The organism is Oceaniferula spumae, assembly GCF_042849255.1.
Taxonomy (GTDB): Bacteria; Verrucomicrobiota; Verrucomicrobiia; order Verrucomicrobiales; family Akkermansiaceae; genus Oceaniferula; species Oceaniferula spumae.
Genome location: NZ_AP026866.1, coordinates 1308003 through 1327863, shown reverse-complemented (window position 1 = coordinate 1327863; position 19861 = coordinate 1308003). Strand labels below are relative to the sequence as shown.

Here is a 19861-nt window from a genome sequence, read left to right as displayed (position 1 = left end):
GTATAGACCTGTTCAGAATAGCTCCTGCCTATCTTCACAGGTCCATCGTTTAATCCTTCATGAAACATCTTATCATTTTTCTTTCCCTGCTTGCCGCTACGTCAATCAGCGCCCAGCTCCCGTCTAACTACCAGTTGCAACAAGACTGGCTTATCGATAACTCGGGTTTTGTAGCCAAAGTGACTTCTGACGAAGCGGCTAAGACTCTGAGGATCGGCAACGGACTGATTCAACGCACGATTGATGTCCGGTTGGGGACCACGATTCATTACCTCAATCAAATGACCGGAGAGGGGATCATCCGGGCGGTAGAACCAGAGGGCGCTGTATCGATTGATGGGATCACTTATCCAATCGGCGGCGCTGAAGGTCAGCCGAACAAAGCATTTCTAACCCAGGAATGGCTTGAGGCCATGACTCCGCTTAAGGGGGCGCTCAAGTTGACAGATTTCAAAATAGGAAAACCCCAAGAGCGTCTGAAATGGAAACGATCACGCCACTACGCTAGCGATGCCGTGTGGCCACCCAAGGGAGCTTATTTACGCCTCGACTACAGCATGCCGCAAGTCAGCGAGGGGAAATCGCATCCTGATCCACTGGTGGACTCCAGCTATGGCAGACCAATGCTCTTTGAAGAGGATTTTAAAACACTCGATAAGTCATGGCGAATTCACACCAGCAAATTACATTCTAGGAGTAGCTTTAACAACGAAGGTAAACCCGGGGAGATTTACACTCCACCGCACACGGCGGTGTATGCTGAACGTGATCTCCCTGAGGGAACCGAAGTTGCCGAAGCCACCATCCATGCTGGCACTGATGAATCCACAAGCTGGGGGCCGGGCATAGCGCTGGTTTACAGTGACAGAGTGATCAAGTTTAACCTGCGTCCCGGAGGTTTGGCTGGGGTGAGCCGACCGGTTTTAGGACTCTATAACGGTCGCTCTGAAGAACCTAACGTCAGTGGAAATCAGAAGATTGATCTTAGTAAGCCTTGGACACTGCGTGTAAGAATAGGCACAAACAAATTGTATTTCGATGCCAAACCTGAAGGAGGGGCTTGGACGCATTTCAAGGCTCTTGATATCCCCAATAATCTTGGAAAACCCAAAGCCTTCCGCGTCGGAAAAATCGCCAAGGATGGCAACGGTTCGGATGCCAGTACCGAGGGGGAACTCGTTCGACTCAGAATCAATCAGGTGGCTTTCTACGGAGCCTTTGATCAGGCCAAGCTAGCAGCAATCAAAAAAAAGCAGTCGGGCCAAAAAGACATCACCGTTTCGGTGCATTACGAAATCTACGACGGTGTTCCGCTTATCAGCAAGTGGGTCACAGTTACGAATAACACCAAGAAGGCCATCAATCTTGATAAGTTTAACGCTGAAACACTTGCCGTGGTTGAATATGCTAACAATGTCGAATCGAGACCTGGAGTGCCTCTTCCGAAACCTCGCATGCTGCACGTGGAGACCGACATGGCCTTCGGAGGATTTACTCACCAGAATGCCAATCGTCATACGGTCCACTGGCAGACGGACAAAACCTACAGCAGCCAAGTGAACTACAAGCTGGAACAGCCCTGCCTGTTGAAAGTGGAGCCTACCTTTGGTCCTGACCAAACCATAGAGCCAGGAAACACTTTCAAATCGTTCCAAGTTTTCGAGCTGGTGTATGATTCCGAGGAGCGCGAGCGCCGAGGGCTGGCATTGAGAAAAATGTATCGCACAGTTGCTCCTTGGGTGACTGAGAATCCACTCATGCTGCACTGCAAGTCGTCTAACGAAACCGTGGTTAAGAAAGCCATCGATCAAGCTGCGGAAACAGGATTTGAAATGGTCATCCTCTCCTTCGGTTCCGGATTTGATTCCGAGAATGACAGCCCTGCCTATCTGGAGAAGTGGAAAGAAATCAATGAGTATGCACTCAACAAGGGGATTCATCTGGGGAGCTATTCGCTCTACTCATCGCGCAGTGCAGGTAAGGGGAACGACATCATCCCACCCAAGGGCATGAGCAATGCCCACGGAAAATGTCCGGCCATCACCAGCGAATGGGGACAGGCTTATATCAAGAAATTGTATAACCTATTCGATAAAACCGGATTCATGGTGTTCGAGAACGATGGCGCTTATCCTGGTGACGTGGATGTGACAGCACGTCCTCCTCTGCAAAAAGGAGTCACTGATTCACGCTGGGTTCATTGGCGGATCTGGACGGATTTTTACAAACATCTGCGTAGTAAAGGTGTCTATTTCAATCTGCCGGATTACTTCTACCTCAGCGGATCTAACAAATGTGGCATGGGCTACCGTGAGGTCAACTGGTCGCTCCCTCGCGAACAACAACGCATCCACACGCGTCAGAATATTTACGATGGCACATGGGAGAAAACTCCCAGCATGGGGTGGATGTTTGTTCCTCTAACTCAATACCACGGCGGTGGAGCTGCCGCTACAATTGAGCCTCTTGAGAAGCACCTCGATCACTATGAAATCATGATGCGCTCGAACCTCGGCCTTGGTGTCCAGGCCTGCTACCGTGGTCCACGGTTATACGATACCGAGAAGACCAAACAGATGGTCACTAACACCGTGGCATGGTATAAAAAGCATCGCGCTATTCTTGAATCCGACTTGATCCATGGACGACGCGCCGATGGACTGGACCTCGACTGGATGCTTCACGTCAACCCGACGCTCAAAGAAAAAGCATTCCTCTCAGTTTACAATCCCACTGACAAGGAACTTTCCAAAACGATCAGAGTTCCACTTTACTACGCTGGATTGCGTAACAAGGCCATGTTGTCCGATAACGGTCAACCAGCTACGTCGATCGATCTGGACACCTCAGCCCGTGCCGAAATTAAAGTCACAGTGCCCGCCCAAGGATACGCGTATTACATCTTCAACTAGGATCCCAATGAAACGCCTCCGAACCCAAGGTGGGTTGAGTCTGTTTCAGGAAGTGTTTGCGAATAAACTGGAGGAAATACGGGTACTTTGGAGAGGCCGGCATTATCCTTCCTCAGCGTAACAGCTATGACGAAAACGTCTGGTGATAAGTGGGGTTTCGTCACCCGCTATTATTAGGCAGTTGTTGAAGTTAGTACTGGAGAGGAGATGGGATAATTTTTCCCGAAACCTTGACAGTCGATATAGTTGCTGAGACTATGGACTTTATGAAACTCCCATCTCTACCTTCGTGGTTCGTCGTGGCCCTTACCGCTGGATTACTTTGCGGTACTAGTCAGGCCGTCGTCTATCTCTGGACTGGTGCAGCCGCAAACGGGAACTGGAATGACTCAGGGAACTGGGACTCCAATGGAATTCCGCCAGATACTGCCCCAGCCAATAATATCGATGCCAACGGCTTCAATCTGCACCCGGACCATCAAGTCAGGTTTTCTAGCACTACTATGCCAACGACCAATATTCCAAGTCTTGGGGGTGGGAACTCTGCCAATAACAGGGCCACTCCCACACTCATCTTGGACAGTGGTGGGGTGTTGAACATGAATTTATCAGCCGCCCGGGATGATGGTGTATGGACACAGTCGGGCAACAGAACGGTATTCACTATCGGAGATGGCATTGGTCCAGCTGGTGATACGACCTTGAACTTGTCGATCGCAGGGTCTCTTAACCGTCACAACAATGGAATCACTCATACATACCTAGTGAACTCAGATGGGGTCTTCACTATCGCCGGAAATGGAGCCTTGGCCTATTCTTTCAACGACTCTCGTTTCACCCAAATCATCTTGGATGGAGGGACCTTTGATACGAATCGATCAATCAACCGTTTCACTACGAATAATAACTTTGTCGATTTCCTGGCAATTGGCTCAAGTTTTACGGCGCATTTTGGCAATAGCTTTGGCAATATGGGTGCGGTTCAGGGGCAGATTGGGACAAACACATTCTTCCGTTCCAGCAACGACGTGCTGCTCATGGCCGTCGATAACGGAAACGATACATTCACGGTAACTGCCATTCCGGAGCCAAGCTCAGCGATTCTTGCTCTTAGTGGTTTGATGACTCTTGTTTTCGCTCGTCGCAGAAAATAGATGGTTCAGCTGCGAGGATAATTTTTCCATGCATATTGCTTCTCTACGGAGCAAGAAAGTCGACTACAATTCGATCTTCAGATGGAAGAATAGTTTCTCCGGACTCAGATGATACGGAAGATGGTAGCGGAATTCTTGAGTGACAGTACCGTCTCCGTTATCTGTTGGGATACCGAGAGGGAGGTGAATGTCAGAGGGGGAGTTCTGGTTGTTTTTCCATGTCGTGAGATCAGTGGATGATTCGAGGATGTAGCTTGGAGCGTCATCGTCCGTGCGCATTCGGAATTCAAAAACTGGGTAGGTGCCTTCGTTTTCTGCGGTCGCTTGAGAGACTTGGTAGGGGCGATCCGTTGTTAGAACGGATGGGTCGGTGAGAAAGGCAAACTCTTCGATGTTGGTGATTCCGTCGTGGTCTGGATCGGCTTCAGGGTTTCCGATTCCTGGATCTAACAATTCGGTTGGATTGTAGAAGCCGCCGAGAAATTTTTGCAGTGGGTCGGCGTTGATGCCGATAAGTGCATTGGCGTAGCGCACGCCGAGGATACGCTGGGAGTAGGCATCGAAGTGGATTTTTTCATCGTTGTGTCCTCGGAGACCGTTGTTATCGACGCAGAAGGTGTTGGATTTCTGGTTTGGGAGATCGGCGAGTGCGGCTTCGACGGGAACTCGGTCAGGGAGGCCGGTGTAAGTCTGGTTGTTGCCATTGGCATCGACCCAAGACGATGGCACAAGCTTGCCACAGATGAAAGGGAGCGCTGGGTCGGCTAGGTCGGTTCTGAGGTTTTCTACCAAGTTCTGAAGTCGGGTGGCGTAGCCGTTGGGATCGGATGATGGATTGGAGTTGCGGTTGGTGTTGTATTCGCCCTGGTGCCAGAGCACAGCTTTGACGGTGCCGTAGGTTTTGGCGGCGATTGTGCGTTGGATAGCTTCATCATAAAGCTTGTGTGCTCCTGTGTGTTTGGTGTCGATGGCACCGGGTTCCCAGAACTGGATGGCTGTGGCTCCGACCGCATGGTTGATAATGCCAATGACCACGTCTGGGTCATTTTCGTGGGCGAGCATGGTCTTGGCAAATTCCAGTCCCATACCGATGCGTGTGCTGCCTCCTCCCAGAGATGTCAGCGCGTGCTGGGCGAGAACCCACTGGTCTTCCATGCCACCACGGCTGCCGTATTGGAGGACTTTGTCGATGGGAGCGTCAAGCGTGGAGTCGAAGTCGCGACCGGAACCCTGCATGTTGGATTGGCCGATAAAGAGATAGATGTGGACTTTGCTTTTCTCGGGTAATCCGACGACGGGAATGGTTTGCGCGACCTCACCGTCGACGATAAGTTGGTATGCAACATTTCCAATGGGGGCGACGCTAATGGATCCGCTGCCGTCTGTGGTCTGTGGAAGCACATCTCCAATATCCGGGGTGATTTTAATTGTGGATGTACCGGGGGGCACCGTCCATGAGAGCTGGATGGTGTCGGGTTTCTGAACGAATGTGGCAGAGGAGCTGAATATGGCGGTGGGTGGGGCGTCTCCTGTTTCGATGATTTGAAGGCCGGAAATGACGCCGAATTGATTGCCTGTCTGCGGGGTGATGGTGACGGCAATATTGCCTGTGCCATCGGGGATTAAACCTGAGAGAACGCCATAGTTTTCTCCGTCAGTGAATGTGGAGTTGCTGGAGCCTGTTACGGTGGCAGAGCTGCTACCGGAGGCATAGATGACATGATAATTTCCGCTGATCAGATAGAGATCATAGGTTTTTGTCGGGTCCAGATCCTTGATAGTGAACGTGGCGACGTTACTATTGTTAGAAAATGTTCGGTCGCCAGTCAGAGAACCCGTGCCGCCGTCTCCGAATGCGCGATAGAACCCGCTGGTGAGTTCAACGTCGACTGCGGTAACGATTCCGTCGGTATCTTCAAGGTTTTGAGCAAGATAAGGATTGGAAATATTGGTGCCAGCAGCGGCGGGTTGCAGGTTGTTCCAAGTGGGTGTGCCAGTTGTCGCAAGGGGGCCTTGGCCAGAGAAGGTTCCGCTGCCGGTGGGACCAAAATCGACATTGACCTGCGTTGCTGATGCCCAAGACGTAAGCGCTAGCAGAATGAGAGCTAGAATGGTTGTTGGGTAATTCATGATGTGTGTGGAGACAAAAATGGGACATCTTGGTCTAGGCGCCCCATTTCGATTGATTGATCGAGAGTGCTGAACGCATTCTAGCTACGGCGGCGGCGTGTAAGGCCTGCGAGGGAAGCGAGTCCGAGAAGGACGGCTGCAGAGGGTTCTGGGACTTCGACGATCTGCAGGCCAGCGATGACACCGAACTGATTGTCTGGTGTAGGATCGATGGTTACGCTGAGGTTACCTGAAGCATCGGGTGTTAAACCTGAAAGTAATCCGAAATTTACACCGCTTTCGAAGGTGGCGCTTGATGAACCGGTAGCAACTACAGAGTTGGCACCTGAAATAAATGTTACATCGTAATTTCCCTGAATTAGATAGAGGTCATATGTTTTGGTTGAGTTCAGTCCACTGAGTGTGAATATGGCATTGTTATTACCATTGGAGAACACGCGATCACCAAGGAGATCCCCTGTGCCGCCGCTTGTGCCTCCATTGAATGCGCGGAAGAAACCTGATGTCAGAGCAACGTTGAATCCGCTATCTGTTACTCCGTCCGAAGCTATAAGGGTGTTTCCGCCGTTGATGCCGGAGAATGATTGGCCGGCTGCAACGGTTTGACCTGTTGTCGAGAGTTGGACTTGAAAATCGTTCCAAGAAGTTCCTGCGTCAGTTGCAGGGCCAGTTCCTGAATAGAGAGTCGGTGCAGGGTTACCTCCGGGGTTTTGACCTGAGATACTGGTGTCACGGCTGAAGTCCACATTGACGACGAGCGCAGCGGAGAGGGTTGGCGCGAGAAGTGCGGTGAGCACGACCGACATAAATGGCTTTGATGGATGTTTCATAGTGTTTATCTAGAAAGTGTTATGAGATGAATATTTAAGTTTCTTGTTAAGCCATGCAATATGAAAATAGCAAACGGGGCTTATTTGTGACCGAGTGTTCACATTTGAAGCATTTTTGAGGAATATCGGTGAATTATTGGATGAGTGTTGTGAAAATGCACCACTAAATACTTTACATGGTCAAAAAGTTGTCATAGTAAATCATCGTGTCCGATCACTCAGCCATTCTCAAAGACCACCGGATACCGGTGACGGCGCAGCGTTTGGCTGTGTTGCGGGCTGTGGATAGCAAGCCTCACGCGACGGCTGACGCATTAGCCGATGTGGTGCGCGCGGAAATCGGCACGATTTCGCGGCAGGCGGTTTATAATGTACTGACTCTGTTTTCGGAGAGAGGACTGATCCGGCGTATTCAACCAGCCGGATCTTCTGCGCGTTATGAGAACCGGGTGGGTGACAATCATCATCATTTGGTCTGCAGGAAATGTGGCATGACCGTGGATGTGGACTGCGCGACAGGTCAGACACCGTGTCTGCATGCATCGGATGATGCCGGCTTTGTGATCGATGAAGCGGAGGTGATCTACTGGGGCGTGTGCCCGGAGTGCCAGAAGGTGAAGGAAGATGCGTGATCAGATTTTTAACAACGAACGAACTAACAACAACTAACCCATAAAATACAATACCATGTCAGACACATCAAAATGCCCCTTTTTCCAGCAGGCTGCCCCCAGTGGCGGCGGAACCACCAATGAGGACTGGTGGCCGAACAGACTGCGTGTGGATTTATTAAATCAGCACTCGAGTAAGTCGGACCCCATGGAGCCGGACTTTGACTATCGTAAAGAATTTGCCAGTCTCGATCTCGACGCTGTGAAGCAGGATCTTACTGAGTTGATGACTGACTCCCAAGACTGGTGGCCGGCGGACTTTGGGCATTACGGACCATTGTTTATCCGCATGGCATGGCATAGTGCCGGCACTTACCGCCAGGGTGATGGTCGTGGTGGTGGTGGCCGTGGTCAGCAGCGGTTTGCTCCTCTTAACAGCTGGCCGGATAACGTCAGCCTGGACAAGGCGCGTCGTCTGCTCTGGCCGATCAAACAGAAATACGGACGCAAGATTTCCTGGGCTGACTTGTTGATTCTAACAGGTAACGTGGCTCTGGAAAGCATGGGCTTCAAGACCTACGGATTTGCCGGTGGTCGTGCCGATACTTGGGAGCCGGATCAAGATGTTTACTGGGGCCGCGAGACCGAGTGGTTAGGTGGTGATAAGCGTTATGATCATGGCTCGGAAGGCGCAGACGAAGATCGCGGCGTGCTAGTCTCGGACGATGATGCCGATGGCGATGTGCATAGTCGCGTGTTAGAGAATCCTCTCGCAGCGGTGCAGATGGGCCTGATTTACGTCAACCCAGAGGGCCCTGACGGAAATCCGGACCCTGTGTTAGCCGCGCATGATATTCGTGAGACCTTTGGTCGGATGGCGATGAATGATGAGGAAACGGTCGCCCTGATTGCCGGTGGTCACACCTTCGGAAAAACTCACGGAGCTGGCCCGGCCGATCACGTGGGTGATGATGCCGAAGATGCACCGTTGGAAGCACAGGGCTTTGGCTGGGCGAACAGCTACGGCACAGGCAAGGGAGGCGATACCATCACCAGTGGTCTCGAAGTCACTTGGACCCAGACACCGGCCCAGTGGAGCCATGGCTTTTTCAAGAATCTGTTCGAACATGAATGGGCTCTAACAAAGAGCCCTGCCGGTGCGCACCAGTGGATTGCGAAAGACGGCGGCGAGACCATTCCAGACGCGCATGACCCATCGAAGAAACATCGTCCGACGATGCTGACCACTGATCTGTCACTGCGCTTCGATCCTGAGTATGAAAAAATCTCCCGTCATTTCCTGGAGAACCCCGACGCGTTTGCCGACGCCTTTGCCAAGGCATGGTTCAAGCTCACCCATCGTGACATGGGGCCGAAGGCTCTCTACCTTGGGCCTGAAGTGCCTGAGGAAGATCTCATCTGGCAGGATCCGATTCCTGCCGTTGATCATGCGCTGGTGGATGGCAAGGACGTGGCGAATTTGAAACAGCAGATTGCCGACTCCGGCCTGAGCGTCTCCGAGCTGGTCTCCACCGCCTGGGCCTCGGCTTCCACCTTCCGTGGATCCGATAAACGCGGCGGTGCCAATGGCGCACGCATTCGTCTGGCACCTCAGAAAGACTGGGAAGTAAACCGACCTCAGCAGCTGACCAAGGTGTTAGGAAAGCTGGAGGAAATCCAGAATGCATTCAATGATTCCGCATCGGACGGGAAAAAGGTCTCACTGGCAGATCTCATCGTGCTCGGTGGTAGCGTTGGTATCGAGCAGGCAGCAAAAGCCGCAGGCCACGATGTTGAAGTGCCATTCACTGCAGGTCGCACCGATGCCAGCCAAGATCAAACCGACGTAGAATCCTTCGAGGTTCTCGAACCCAAAGCCGATGGTTTCCGCAACTATCTGGGCGGTAAATTCAGCGTGCCGGCAGAGCACCTCTTGATCGATCGCGCCCAGCTGCTCACACTAACAGCCCCAGAGCTGACCGTCTTGGTGGGTGGTCTGCGTGTGCTGGAAACCAATGCCGATGACGAAGGATACGGTATTCTAACAACACGCCGTGGCCAGTTGACCAATGACTACTTGATCAACCTGCTAGACATGGGCGTGGAGTGGAAATCGGTCTCGCCTTGTGGCAATGCCTACCTTGGTTCTGATCGCAAGACCAAGCAGCCAAGGTGGACCGGAACCAGAACGGATCTCGTTTTCGGATCAAACTCCGTGCTGCGTGCCGTCGCCGAAGTTTATGCCTGCGCTGATGCCGAGCAGAAGTTCGTCCAAGACTTCATCGCCGCTTGGGTGAAGGTCATGGAGCTGGATCGCTTTGATCTGATCTAACTACCACGGATCACTGCAGAAAATATCCACTCGGCGTGTCTTGGATAGCTCCAAGGTGCGCCGAGTTTTTTTGCGCCCATGGCTCAACCCGCTTGAAATGCGATGAGCTTGGAGTCTTCGTTGGGATTTTTCACACAGCTAACAAGGAAGTCCGTGAAGCGCTGGGCGTAAGGATGAGTGGCGCCTGGCTGCACATAGCTGGCAAGGGTGGTGTGGGGAAGTTTAGGCAGCACTCCGTTAATCTTCGGCAGGTGATCGCTGAGCACGGAACGGGGCAGCACGCTGATGCCGAGGCCTGCTTCGATGGCGGCTTGCACGGCCAGGGCGGAGTTGGCTTCGATGGAAAGTTTCCACGGCACACCGGCTTTGGTCAGGGCATCAAAGGCAATTTTGCGATAGCAGCACGGAGCGGGCATTAGCACGAGCTCGATGGGTTCAGAGCTGTTTTTTTGTGGTGGCAGAGTGCCCGACCACACTAGCGGTTCGTCCCAGAGCTGAGTGCCCCGTTTTCCCTCCGGGCCGGCGAAGACGAGGTCGAGCTCGTTGTCTTCAAGTTTGGAAATAAGCTCAGCACCGTAGCCGAGCACGAGGCTGAGGTCACAGTTCGGATGGGCGCGGCGGAAGCGCGCGAGCAAGGTGTGGAGGTGCTGTGGGGCGAGATAATCAGCAAATCCGACACGTAGAAGGGTCGCTTCATCGGGAGCTGTGACAGCCAAAGCAGCTTCGTCGGCCAGCTCGAGGATGCGGCGGGCGTAGCTGATGAAGGTCTCACCGGCTGGGGTGACTGAGACGGCACGCGTGGAACGCTCCAGAAGCTGCGTGCCCAGGCGATCCTCAAGTTTGGCAATCTGCAGACTGATCGCAGACTGGGTGCGATGGACGCGCTTGGCAGCTGCCGAGAAGCCACCTTCCTCAACAACAGCGACGAAGGTGCGCAGCGATAGGAGGTCGGTTTCGAGCTTTAAATGGGCTTGTTTCTCAGAACTCATACTTATTCGAATACCTCATCAATGGAATGAGAACAAGCAATTTCACAAATCAACGGTGGCAGGCTAGGATGCTCCCAAGATGTGAAACCCGAAAGGTCTGGCCGATGCCAGTTCATCTTTGCGGTAACACAGTAACTCTAACAAAAACTAACAAAAAATATGAATACCATGAAAGCAATGCTGATCAAAAACTATGGAGAAAACGCTAAGTTTGAAGCTGAAGAAATAGCGAAGCCGGAAATCAAGGCCGGTCATGTGCTGGTTAAAATAGCGGCCACGAGTGTCAACACCGTGGATACGATGATCCGGAACATGGGGGAGGAGTTACCTTTGTCTCCCGCGACTCCTGCTCTTCTGGGCATGGATTTCGCTGGTGTCGTGGAGGAGGTGGGCGAGGGCGTGACCGGCTATGCCATCGGTGATGAAGTTTACGGATGTGCCGGCGGCCTGGCTGATTTGCCTGGCACCTTGGCGGAATACATCGTGGCGGACAGTGACTTGATCGCCAAGAAGCCGTCGAACTTAAGCATGCGCGAGGCAGCTGCGTTGCCCTTGGTGGCGATCACCGCTTATGAAGGTCTGCAACGTGCACAGATTGCACCGGGTCAGAAGGTGCTGGTGCACGGAGGATCTGGCGGCGTCGGCCACATCGCCATCCAGTTGGCCAAATACTGGGGAGCCGAGGTCTATTCCACCGGAGGAGGTGAAACCCAGCTAAAGTTGATTGAGGAACTGGGAGCGAAAGGCATCAACTACAAGTCAGAGAGCGTGGAGCAGTATGTGGAGACGCATACCGATGGGGCTGGCTTCGATGTCATTTTTGATACCGTAGGTGGTGCGAACCTGACGAAGTCTTTCGACGCCGCAGCTCTGAACGGCCAAGTGGCGACCACGGTATCGATGTGTGAGCTCGATCTGAACACGGCGCATTTCAAAGGCCTGTCGCTGCACGTGGTGTTCATGCTAATTCCCATGCTGCACAACTTTAAGCGGGAGCTGCATGCTGAGATTTTGAGTGATCTGGCACGTATTTCTGAAGAGGGACACCTGACACCCGTGTTAGATGAAAATAGATACTCACTCGATGAGGCGGATGTGGCACATGCCCGATTGGAAAGCGGCGCCGGTCTCGGTAAAGTGGTCGTCGAAATCTAATCAACCAACTTACAAAAATATGAAACGCTTGAAAACAAAATGGTCATTGCTGTTAGCGGCGATTCCGGCAGCGGCCATTACGGCTCACGTCATTGCCCAAAATGTTGAACCGAAGCCAGCGCCTGCCCATGTTTGCACGGAAGATGTCGAGTGGGGCGCATTGAATCCTGCCCGTGGTGATAAAGGACCACGCGCTGGAACCCTCTGGGGCGATCGCACAGGTGCCGGAACGTCAGGATTCCTAGTGAAGTTTGCAGATGGCTTTTCCTCGCCACCTCACATTCACAACGTCACCTACCGAGGCGTGGTGATCAGCGGTCTGGTGCACAATGATGATCCGGAAGCGGAGAAAATGTGGATGTCGGCTGGCTCATTCTGGACCCAACCGGCAGGGCAAGTTCACATCACCGCAGCAAAAGGCAGCAATGCCATGGCCTACATCGAAATCGATAGCGGCCCGTATCTGGTGCACCCAAAAGAGAAGGCATTCAGCGGTGCCGAGCAGCCGGTGAATGTGGATGCCTCGAACATCGTCTGGCTCAGTGCGGCGAGTTCAACGTGGATTGATGCTGGTTTCGCCACTGGGCCTGAGATCGCATTTCTCTGGGGAAATCCACAGGACACCAAACCGGGAGGCACCATGGTTAAGCTACCGTCAGGGTTCGTCGGCAGCATCCGCAACAACGGCTCGGCGTTACGAGCTGTGGTAGTAAAGGGAAAGGCTAAACTCCTTCTAACAGGCGATGAAAAATCCAGCTCGCTGGAGCCAGGGCATTATTTTGGCTCGGATGAAAAGACACAGCATCAGCTGGTGAATGAGGGCACGGAGGAATGCATCCTCTACATCCGCACCGAGGGCAAGTTCGACATTGTTCCGGCAGAGCCGAAACCCTAGGCTGCATTCATCGGGGAAATAAGAACCGTTTAGAAATCCATCCACTCTAACAACATGCCATTTCAAGCCGTCGTCGTCGAAGAAGCCGGACCCTCCGAAGTCACCGTGGAGGTGCGAGAGCTGAGCGAAGATCAATTGCCCGACGGAAATGTCACCGTCTCCGTTGATCACACCACACTCAATTACAAGGACGGCTTGTGCATGAAACCTAACAACGGCTTGGTGCGCAAGTATCCTCATGTGCCTGGGATTGATTTTGCTGGAACTGTTAGGTCTTCTGATGATCCGCGTTATCGCGAAGGTGACCGGGTCGTTTTAACTGGTTGGGGAGTGGGCGAACGCCATTGGGGAGGGTATTCTCAATTGGCACGAGTGAATGCAGATTGGCTGGTTCCGCTTCCTGACGGACTAACTACAGCGCAGGCGATGGCGATAGGCACAGCTGGTATGGCGGCGATGCTTGCGGTCATCGCGCTCGAAGACCATGGCCTGACGCCCGATCAAGGCGAGGTGCTGGTGACCGGCGCAGCGGGTGGTGTCGGCTCCATAGCGACGGCTATTTTAAGTCAGCTTGGCTACGAAGTAGCAGCCGTCACTGGCAGGGCAGAGACGGCGGAATACCTGATGTCACTGGGTGCCACGCGCATCATCCCCCGGAGCGATCTCGACACCGTTTCGCCAAAACCGTTAGAGTCCACGGCCTGGGCTGGCTGCGTGGACGTGGTCGGCGGCGAGATGCTGGCACGGGTGATCGGTCAGCTGAAATACGGAGCATCTGTGGCCGCAGTGGGGCTGGCAGGAGGGGCAGCTTTACCAACCAGCGTGCTACCGTTCTTGCTGCGAGGTGTGAATTTACTCGGCATCGACAGCGTGATGCAACCATTCGAAAAACGCCAAGCTGCATGGCAGCGGTTAGCCAGCGATCTGCCTCTGGATAAGTTAGAAACCATGATCCAGCCAGCAACGTTGAGTGAGCTGCCACAGCTAGGAGCAGAGATACTCAAGGGCGGGGTGAAAGGTCGAGTGGTGGTTGATATGAAGAATGGGATCTAGCATATTCTGCCAGTATGTCTCGAATAGCATCGGAGCACGCTGTTGTATGTCTTCGCTTGCCGATATCCACCTCGCAGAGTGTCAGGCGCTCCATATACAAAAAAACCACCAATCTCTGAGGAAAGGTGGTTCATTGAGATTTGTAGCGTCGGTCTATTTGCGACGGCGAAGGATGAACCCGAGGCCCGCAAGGCCGAGCAGAGCGGCGCTGGAAGGTTCTGGAATGGCGTCGAAGTTAGGGTTTTCGTAAAGAGTTTGAATTTCGCTTTGTGAGAGTTCACCAGTGAAAACTTGGAGATTGGCGAAGTCACCTTCGAAGAAGAGGCTTTCAGCTCGATTGGATCCCAAACGGAAATCCCCACCGTGTCCAATGTTTGTAGCGGTCGGCGTAGTGTCCAGGGGTGTGTTCGCAGTCGCCTGTCCGAAAGGAGTGATGCCGACAGTTGCTTGGTTGTTGTCCGACGCATCGCGCGTCATGATGAGATGATACCACGTGTCTGCCTGTAGTCCGTCAATTATGGCGACGCTATCTTGCCCTTGAGTATCTCCTCCCTGCATGAGGGACAGGAGTTGACCGGATGTGGGTCCGAAACTTACTTGATGGGAAAAGTCGGCGGAGCCGTGCGATACAAGACCGGTGAAATCCGCTTGGCCGACATCGGAAGTGCGGAACCATACCGAGTAACCCCACTTGCCATTTTGAGTGGCAGTCCCGCCACTGAGCGAGGAGCTGTCACCGCCACCGGAAGCAGCGCCTTGCAGGTAACTCGTGCCGTTCATGCTGACGTAGCCACCAGATTGATTGACGGTAGTTGAGGTGCCTTGGTCGATGAGTTGCGAGAGCGGGTTGTTTCCAGGGCCAAGTTGGTTTTGGAACGGGTTCGCTGCGGAGAAGTCAAATTGAGAGATGAGAGTAGCCGCAGAGATCGGCAGGGTGCAACTGGCTAAGAGAAGAGAGGAAAAGATTGGAAATTTCATGACGATGTAGTGAACTTGGATGCCATGCTAATTTTTGCAACAAAAGGTGTCAATCTTGCAGTCAATCAGTCTCAGGATTTCAGAGGATGTATTAGCCAGCTGGATATTGGGCACAGTAAGAGTGCATGCAGATGGAGGTGGCAGTGGCCACGTTGTAGGAGTAAGGAAGACCCCATACTGGGATTTCGACTACGGCATCGAGAAGGTCGAGAGTTTCCTGATTTAGTCCTTCGCGTTCCGACCCGATCACCAACACCGTCCGGTGCGGAAAGCTGAAATCCGCCAGTGGTGTAGAGTGGGTGGTTTGTTCGAGGCCGACGAGCGAGTAGCCCTCTAGTTTCAGTTTTTTGAGCGCCGGTAGCAGTGTCCGATAAGCAGTGATCGTCACGTTGTCCGTGCCGTCGCGCGCTATCTTAGGGTTCACTTTAGCATTGCCCGTGGCGATGACTTGAGTGATTCCACAGCACCCGGCAGTGCGGATGATGGTGGATAGATTGGCGTGCGTGCGTAACGGCGAGCACGCGATGATGAACGGCCGCGCAATGGTGAGTTCAGCAGGTGGCTTGTGGCGGATGTGCTCAAATTTGAACGACTCACTCATAGCACGGCATCTCTAACGGAGAGCGTAGAGTGCCGTTGGTTTGGGTTAACATAGCTACATCATGGGGCTTGGCGTGGACGAAGCAAGGTGGGAGTTTTTCAGATGGACATAAAAAGCCCTCAAGCGCTGGAATCTGAGAGCTTTTTTGGGGGGGTGAGCGTTGATTAGTCAGAGGGCAGCGACCGGAACTCTCCTTCGATGTGGGTGAAACGGCTCACGGTCACGATGGTGATCCATGACAGCAGGAAGCCGGGGATGATTTCATAGACACCCGGACCACCGAGGAAAGACTGATTCCACCCGAGTGCAATCCACACGATCACGGTCACCGCTCCCACTACCATGCCGGCTAGCGCACCGGTACCGGATGTTTTTTTCCACACCAGCGCGAGGATGATCATCGGACCAAAGGCAGCACCGAAGCCTGCCCAAGCGTTGGCCACCAGACTGAGCACTTGCGAATCTGGATTCCCTGAAATCAATGCGGCGACGATGCCCACTGCGAGCACACTCAGCCGACCGATGAGGACGAGCTGTTTGTCGCTTGGTTTTTTGTTCACAAAGAGTCGGTAGAAGTCCTCTGTTAGGGAGGATGAGGAAACTAACAGCTGGCTGGAAATGGTCGACATGATCGCAGCGAGCAGGGCGGCATAGAGGAAGCCAGTGACCAGCGGGTGGAACAGAAGATCGGAGAGAATCATGAAGATGGTTTCCGGATCATCCACAGTGATGCCATTGCGCTCGACGTAGGCGCGACCAAACACCCCCATGCCGATGGCTCCAATGAGGGCGACAAACATCCAGCTCATGGCGTAGTTTCTGGCTTTGGCTACATCTTTGACCGACCGCACCGCCATGAAGCGCACGATGATATGCGGCTGGCCAAAATAGCCAAGCCCCCAGGCAAGTGCGGAGATCAGTCCGACCGCTGTTAGGCCACTGGTGAGTGAGAGGTAGCTGGGATCGATCGCACTGAGCCGATCGGCGGCACCCCCGATGCCATCGCCCTGACCGGTGGTGAGTATGACGATGGGCATGATGACCAGAGCCAGCATCATGATGACTCCCTGGCAGAAATCGGTGAGGCTGACGGCGAGGAATCCGCCCACCACCGTGTAGGCCAGTACCACGATGAGGGTGAACCAGACGCCGAACATGTAGTCGCTCATGAAACCGAGGTTGACCAGTTCTCCAAAAGCACTGGCGAAGAGCTTGCCACCGCCTACCAGGCCAGCAGCGGTGTAAACCACGAAGAAGAGCACCACGATGATGGCCGAGGTCATGCGCAGGGGCAGGGCGCGGGAGGGAAAACGGTTGGCGAGAAACTGGGGCACGGTGAGCGCGTTGTCGTAGCGCTCGGTTTGTTCGCGCAGACGGGGAGCGACGATGATCCAGTTACACAAAGCTCCGATGAACAGACCGATACCGATCCAAGCCTCAATCAAACCTGCGGCAAAAAGTGCACCCGGAAGTCCTAAGAGTAGCCAGCCAGACATATCGGAAGCCCCGGCTGACAGGGCGGCGACGGCAGGGTGAAGGTTGCGTCCGCCGAGCATGTATTCCTCCGAGTTGGAGGTGGATTTTTTCGCCGCGTAAAAACCGATGGCGATCATCAATGCGAAGTAAAGAAAGAGACTGGTCCAGATTCCGATGTGCATAAATAGGTAAGTGAATGGGGTGATGCCGCGCAGAAAGACAGGCAAAGCTCAAACCGTGAGCCAAAGCGCGCGAGCACCCACAGCCTCACACAGTCAGATAGCCTGTCAAGGGAAGCTCAGGAAAGTGATGGGGCTACCAGTTTCAATCCTGTTAGTAATGATAGCGACACATCATGATGACCAAGCGACCATCATGTACGCGATAAACCAGCCGATGCTCTCCAGTGATCCGGCGCGACCACCAACCAGATAAATTTGCCTTGAGCGGTTCCGGCTTTCCAATGCCATCAAACGGCGCGCGCATGGCGTCCTTGATTAGCAAATTGACACGTTTCAGTGTCTTTTTGTCTGTGTTCTGCCAATGCAGATAATCTTCCCAACCTTGAGGTAGCCAGCAAAGTTCCATTACTCAGCAAGCTGGTGTGTAGAAAAATTACCTTTTTCAAAGTCCTCAAGCCCTTGGCGAAGTCGCTCCGCGTTGGCAGGGGATGAAAGCAAATGCAGGGTCTCTTCCATGCTTTCATACTCTTCCATAGAAAGCACCACAACCGATTCGTGCCCATTACGCGTGATGGTAATCGGCTCGCGGTCATCCGTCGCTTGTTTCATTACAGAAGCAAGGTTGTTGCGGGCGTTGGTGTAGCTGAGAGTAGTCATGGTGTCAGGTTAGTGGACATGCACAGAATATTGGCAAACTGTATCCAAATCAAGTTGAAATAGTGATAAAAAGGTGGTGTTCATACGAATATTCTTGCCCTATGTTTAATGATGCTTTACAAAAAACGCATGGCGAAAGATTCAAAGATAGAATGGACGCATCACACCTTCAATCCATGGTGGGGGTGTTCAAAAGTGTCGCCAGCCTGTAAACATTGTTACGCGGAAACATGGGCTAAACGAGTCGGCAGTAAAGTTTGGGGAGCTAAAGCCTCGCGTCGTTTTTTTACCGATAAGCATTGGAGCGAGCCATTGAAATGGAATAAGGAGGCGACGAAAGACGGGAAGAGACGGCGAGTGTTTTGCGCATCCATGGCTGATGTTTTCGAACGAAGGGCTGAACTCAAACCCTGGCGAGACCGGTTGTGGGCACTTATTGAGCAAACGCCCATGCTTGATTGGTTAGTTTTAACAAAGCGACCTCAGAACATTGCAGCGATGGTACCTTGGGAAGAGGAGTGGCCAGATAACGTATGGCTCGGAGCTACTGTAGAAAATCAAACGTGGGCAGAAAAACGACTTCCAATACTATTGAGTTTTCCGGCTAAGGTTAGGTTCCTAAGCTGTGAGCCATTATTGAGCGATCTAGATTTAAGAGAATTCGTTGATGATGATAGTTTGCACCCTATTGACTGGGTGATCGCTGGCGGTGAGAGCGGGCCATATTCGCGACCAATGAAACCCATATGGGCAAGAAATTTGCGAGATCAGTGCTTGTCTAATGATATAGCATTTCACTTCAAGCAGTGGGGGCATTGGGTTCCTCAAGACCTACTTACGGAAGAGCAAAAAAAAGTAGTCATTCTTGATGGTGAGAAGCTGGCTGCAGTTGGAAAAGGAAAGGCTGGAAGAAACCTTGATGGGAGAACTTGGGATGAATTTCCAGCTATGGTATCATGAATAATAATTACTTATTCGATATGGATGACCATATGTCGGAACATCCGAGTGCCATAAGTAAAAAGGCTAAGGGTCACGTTTGGACAGAGAAAAAAGCGCAATTCATAGCTCGCTACCTAAGAGCTTTTACATACGTAACGAAGCACGGAACATACATTGATGCCTTTGCTGGCCCACAAGAGGAAAAAGTCTATGATAACTGGGCTGCAAAACTTGTTTTAGAGAATGAGCCTAAGTGGTTGAGACGTTTTTATTTATTCGAACAAAGTGAACAACAAATAGAACTAATTGAAGAGCTAGCGGCCGAGCATCACGAGGAAGGGGCATTGAAAAAAAATAGGAAGGTTGAAGTTTTTCAGGGTGATATGAATGAAGAACTACCTAAATTTTTGGGCGAAAACCCAATATCAGAAAAACAAGCTACGTTCTGCCTATTCGACCAAAGAACTAAGGAGTGTGATTGGGAGACTGTTGCTCAGGTAGCACGGCATAAAATCAGTGGTAACAAAATTGAACTGTTCTACTTTCTCGCCCAAGGATGGGTGGATAGAATACTCACAGACAAATTGGGAGAAGGTAATCTTGAGAAGGTTGCTAGATGGTTAGGTGCTGATGATTGGGAGTGTTTTAAAAAGTTAGATTCTGATGGTAGGGCTAAGTATTTTGTTTCCAAATTTTTGAATGAATTGGGGTATGCTTATTCCAAGGCTTACCCAATTTTTGAACATGGTGCGGAAGGGCGAATCATGTTTTGGATGATCCATGCATCCGATCATGAACGAGCTCCAGCTCTAATGGATGCGGCATATTCAGGTATAGGTTTGGCTCTACCTGAAGAAACCGGTGTCATACAGTTAGATCTTTTATGATTTCTGAGAGGACTTCGTTAGGCTATTTTGATGCAGATTGTTTTGTTTCACGGGGGGAGTATCTTGATTTAAAATTG

At 52.2% G+C, this 19861-nt stretch carries 17 protein-coding genes; 9 read left to right on the top strand and 8 right to left on the bottom strand.

Going from position 1 to position 19861, the window contains the following annotated elements; all coding sequences use genetic code 11:
- The first annotated feature begins 59 nt into the window (after nt 1–59).
- Nucleotides 60–2912 (top strand): hypothetical protein, encoded by a 2853-nt coding sequence (locus ACSPJT_RS05555; protein ID WP_435895375.1) that lies wholly within the window; start codon nt 60–62, stop codon nt 2910–2912.
- 266 nt (nt 2913–3178) lie between these two features.
- A complete protein-coding gene (locus tag ACSPJT_RS05550; RefSeq protein ID WP_435895374.1) occupies nt 3179–4066 on the top strand; it encodes a hypothetical protein in 888 nt (295 codons plus the stop codon).
- Between the two features lie 63 nt (nt 4067–4129).
- Here ACSPJT_RS05550 and ACSPJT_RS05545 read toward each other — a convergent pair whose 3' ends face one another.
- Nucleotides 4130–6196: a sialate O-acetylesterase gene (locus ACSPJT_RS05545; protein ID WP_435895373.1), complete on the bottom strand. Its 2067-nt coding sequence runs from the start codon at nt 6194–6196 to the stop codon at nt 4130–4132.
- A gap of 80 nt (nt 6197–6276) precedes the next feature.
- Nucleotides 6277–7026, bottom strand: coding sequence for a PEP-CTERM sorting domain-containing protein (locus tag ACSPJT_RS05540; RefSeq protein WP_435895372.1), 750 nt, complete (start codon nt 7024–7026; stop codon nt 6277–6279).
- Nucleotides 7027–7232: 206 nt separating this feature from the next.
- Between ACSPJT_RS05540 and ACSPJT_RS05535 the strand changes: the two genes are divergently transcribed.
- Both ACSPJT_RS05535 and katG read left to right on the top strand, forming a co-directional pair.
- Entirely contained in the window at nt 7233–7658 is a 426-nt protein-coding gene (locus ACSPJT_RS05535; RefSeq protein ID WP_435895371.1) for a Fur family transcriptional regulator, read from the top strand.
- Nucleotides 7659–7713: 55 nt separating this feature from the next.
- On the top strand, nt 7714–9969 hold the full coding sequence (gene katG / locus ACSPJT_RS05530) for a catalase/peroxidase HPI (RefSeq protein ID WP_435895370.1): 2256 nt from the start codon (nt 7714–7716) through the stop codon (nt 9967–9969).
- 83 nt (nt 9970–10052) lie between these two features.
- Here katG and ACSPJT_RS05525 read toward each other — a convergent pair whose 3' ends face one another.
- Entirely contained in the window at nt 10053–10958 is a 906-nt protein-coding gene (locus ACSPJT_RS05525) for a LysR family transcriptional regulator (protein ID WP_435895369.1), read from the bottom strand.
- Between the two features lie 168 nt (nt 10959–11126).
- Between ACSPJT_RS05525 and ACSPJT_RS05520 the strand changes: the two genes are divergently transcribed.
- Genes ACSPJT_RS05520 through ACSPJT_RS05510 form a run of 3 tightly spaced genes read left to right on the top strand, consistent with a single transcriptional unit; the run spans nt 11127 to nt 14061 of the window.
- Nucleotides 11127–12113, top strand: a complete 987-nt coding sequence (locus tag ACSPJT_RS05520) for a zinc-dependent alcohol dehydrogenase family protein (RefSeq protein ID WP_435896184.1) — start codon at nt 11127–11129, stop codon at nt 12111–12113.
- 19 nt (nt 12114–12132) lie between these two features.
- Entirely contained in the window at nt 12133–13008 is an 876-nt protein-coding gene (locus tag ACSPJT_RS05515; protein WP_435895368.1) for a DUF4437 domain-containing protein, read from the top strand.
- A gap of 54 nt (nt 13009–13062) precedes the next feature.
- On the top strand, nt 13063–14061 hold the full coding sequence (locus ACSPJT_RS05510) for an oxidoreductase (RefSeq protein ID WP_435895367.1): 999 nt from the start codon (nt 13063–13065) through the stop codon (nt 14059–14061).
- A gap of 153 nt (nt 14062–14214) precedes the next feature.
- Here ACSPJT_RS05510 and ACSPJT_RS05505 read toward each other — a convergent pair whose 3' ends face one another.
- From ACSPJT_RS05505 to ACSPJT_RS05485, 5 genes are all read right to left on the bottom strand, one after another.
- Nucleotides 14215–15039 (bottom strand): LamG-like jellyroll fold domain-containing protein, encoded by an 825-nt coding sequence (locus ACSPJT_RS05505; RefSeq protein ID WP_435895366.1) that lies wholly within the window; start codon nt 15037–15039, stop codon nt 14215–14217.
- Nucleotides 15040–15130: 91 nt separating this feature from the next.
- Nucleotides 15131–15640: a TrmH family RNA methyltransferase gene (locus ACSPJT_RS05500; RefSeq protein WP_435895365.1), complete on the bottom strand. Its 510-nt coding sequence runs from the start codon at nt 15638–15640 to the stop codon at nt 15131–15133.
- A gap of 164 nt (nt 15641–15804) precedes the next feature.
- Nucleotides 15805–17298: a sodium/proline symporter PutP gene (putP, locus tag ACSPJT_RS05495; RefSeq protein ID WP_435895364.1), complete on the bottom strand. Its 1494-nt coding sequence runs from the start codon at nt 17296–17298 to the stop codon at nt 15805–15807.
- Nucleotides 17299–17449: 151 nt separating this feature from the next.
- Nucleotides 17450–17704, bottom strand: coding sequence for a Txe/YoeB family addiction module toxin (locus ACSPJT_RS05490; RefSeq protein ID WP_435895363.1), 255 nt, complete (start codon nt 17702–17704; stop codon nt 17450–17452).
- Nucleotides 17704–17955, bottom strand: a complete 252-nt coding sequence (locus ACSPJT_RS05485) for a type II toxin-antitoxin system Phd/YefM family antitoxin (protein ID WP_435895362.1) — start codon at nt 17953–17955, stop codon at nt 17704–17706. The genes ACSPJT_RS05490 and ACSPJT_RS05485 overlap by 1 nt, the downstream gene beginning before the upstream one ends.
- A 129-nt stretch (nt 17956–18084) precedes the next feature.
- On the opposite strand from ACSPJT_RS05485, the gene ACSPJT_RS05480 reads away from it, so the two are divergent.
- On the top strand, nt 18085–18915 hold the full coding sequence (locus ACSPJT_RS05480; protein WP_435896183.1) for a DUF5131 family protein: 831 nt from the start codon (nt 18085–18087) through the stop codon (nt 18913–18915).
- Nucleotides 18912–19784 (top strand): three-Cys-motif partner protein TcmP, encoded by an 873-nt coding sequence (gene tcmP / locus ACSPJT_RS05475; RefSeq protein WP_435895361.1) that lies wholly within the window; start codon nt 18912–18914, stop codon nt 19782–19784. Before ACSPJT_RS05480 ends, tcmP begins: the two co-directional genes overlap by 4 nt.
- Nucleotides 19785–19861: the final 77 nt, after the last annotated feature.

What these genes read in the sequence shown, in the direction of transcription:
- ACSPJT_RS05480 (WP_435896183.1), top strand. Translation starts at nt 18,085, where the DNA reads ATGGCGAAAGATTCAAAGATAGAATGGACGCATCACACCTTCAATCCA.
- ACSPJT_RS05540 (WP_435895372.1), bottom strand. Translation starts at nt 7,026, where the DNA reads ATGAAACATCCATCAAAGCCATTTATGTCGGTCGTGCTCACCGCACTT.
- katG (WP_435895370.1), top strand. Translation starts at nt 7,714, where the DNA reads ATGTCAGACACATCAAAATGCCCCTTTTTCCAGCAGGCTGCCCCCAGT.
- ACSPJT_RS05550 (WP_435895374.1), top strand. Translation starts at nt 3,179, where the DNA reads ATGAAACTCCCATCTCTACCTTCGTGGTTCGTCGTGGCCCTTACCGCT.
- ACSPJT_RS05525 (WP_435895369.1), bottom strand. Translation starts at nt 10,958, where the DNA reads ATGAGTTCTGAGAAACAAGCCCATTTAAAGCTCGAAACCGACCTCCTA.
- ACSPJT_RS05505 (WP_435895366.1), bottom strand. Translation starts at nt 15,039, where the DNA reads ATGAAATTTCCAATCTTTTCCTCTCTTCTCTTAGCCAGTTGCACCCTG.
- ACSPJT_RS05515 (WP_435895368.1), top strand. Translation starts at nt 12,133, where the DNA reads ATGAAACGCTTGAAAACAAAATGGTCATTGCTGTTAGCGGCGATTCCG.
- tcmP (WP_435895361.1), top strand. Translation starts at nt 18,912, where the DNA reads ATGAATAATAATTACTTATTCGATATGGATGACCATATGTCGGAACAT.
- ACSPJT_RS05510 (WP_435895367.1), top strand. Translation starts at nt 13,063, where the DNA reads ATGCCATTTCAAGCCGTCGTCGTCGAAGAAGCCGGACCCTCCGAAGTC.
- ACSPJT_RS05485 (WP_435895362.1), bottom strand. Translation starts at nt 17,955, where the DNA reads ATGACTACTCTCAGCTACACCAACGCCCGCAACAACCTTGCTTCTGTA.
- ACSPJT_RS05555 (WP_435895375.1), top strand. Translation starts at nt 60, where the DNA reads ATGAAACATCTTATCATTTTTCTTTCCCTGCTTGCCGCTACGTCAATC.
- ACSPJT_RS05520 (WP_435896184.1), top strand. Translation starts at nt 11,127, where the DNA reads ATGAAAGCAATGCTGATCAAAAACTATGGAGAAAACGCTAAGTTTGAA.
- putP (WP_435895364.1), bottom strand. Translation starts at nt 17,298, where the DNA reads ATGCACATCGGAATCTGGACCAGTCTCTTTCTTTACTTCGCATTGATG.
- ACSPJT_RS05545 (WP_435895373.1), bottom strand. Translation starts at nt 6,196, where the DNA reads ATGAATTACCCAACAACCATTCTAGCTCTCATTCTGCTAGCGCTTACG.
- ACSPJT_RS05490 (WP_435895363.1), bottom strand. Translation starts at nt 17,704, where the DNA reads ATGGAACTTTGCTGGCTACCTCAAGGTTGGGAAGATTATCTGCATTGG.
- ACSPJT_RS05500 (WP_435895365.1), bottom strand. Translation starts at nt 15,640, where the DNA reads ATGAGTGAGTCGTTCAAATTTGAGCACATCCGCCACAAGCCACCTGCT.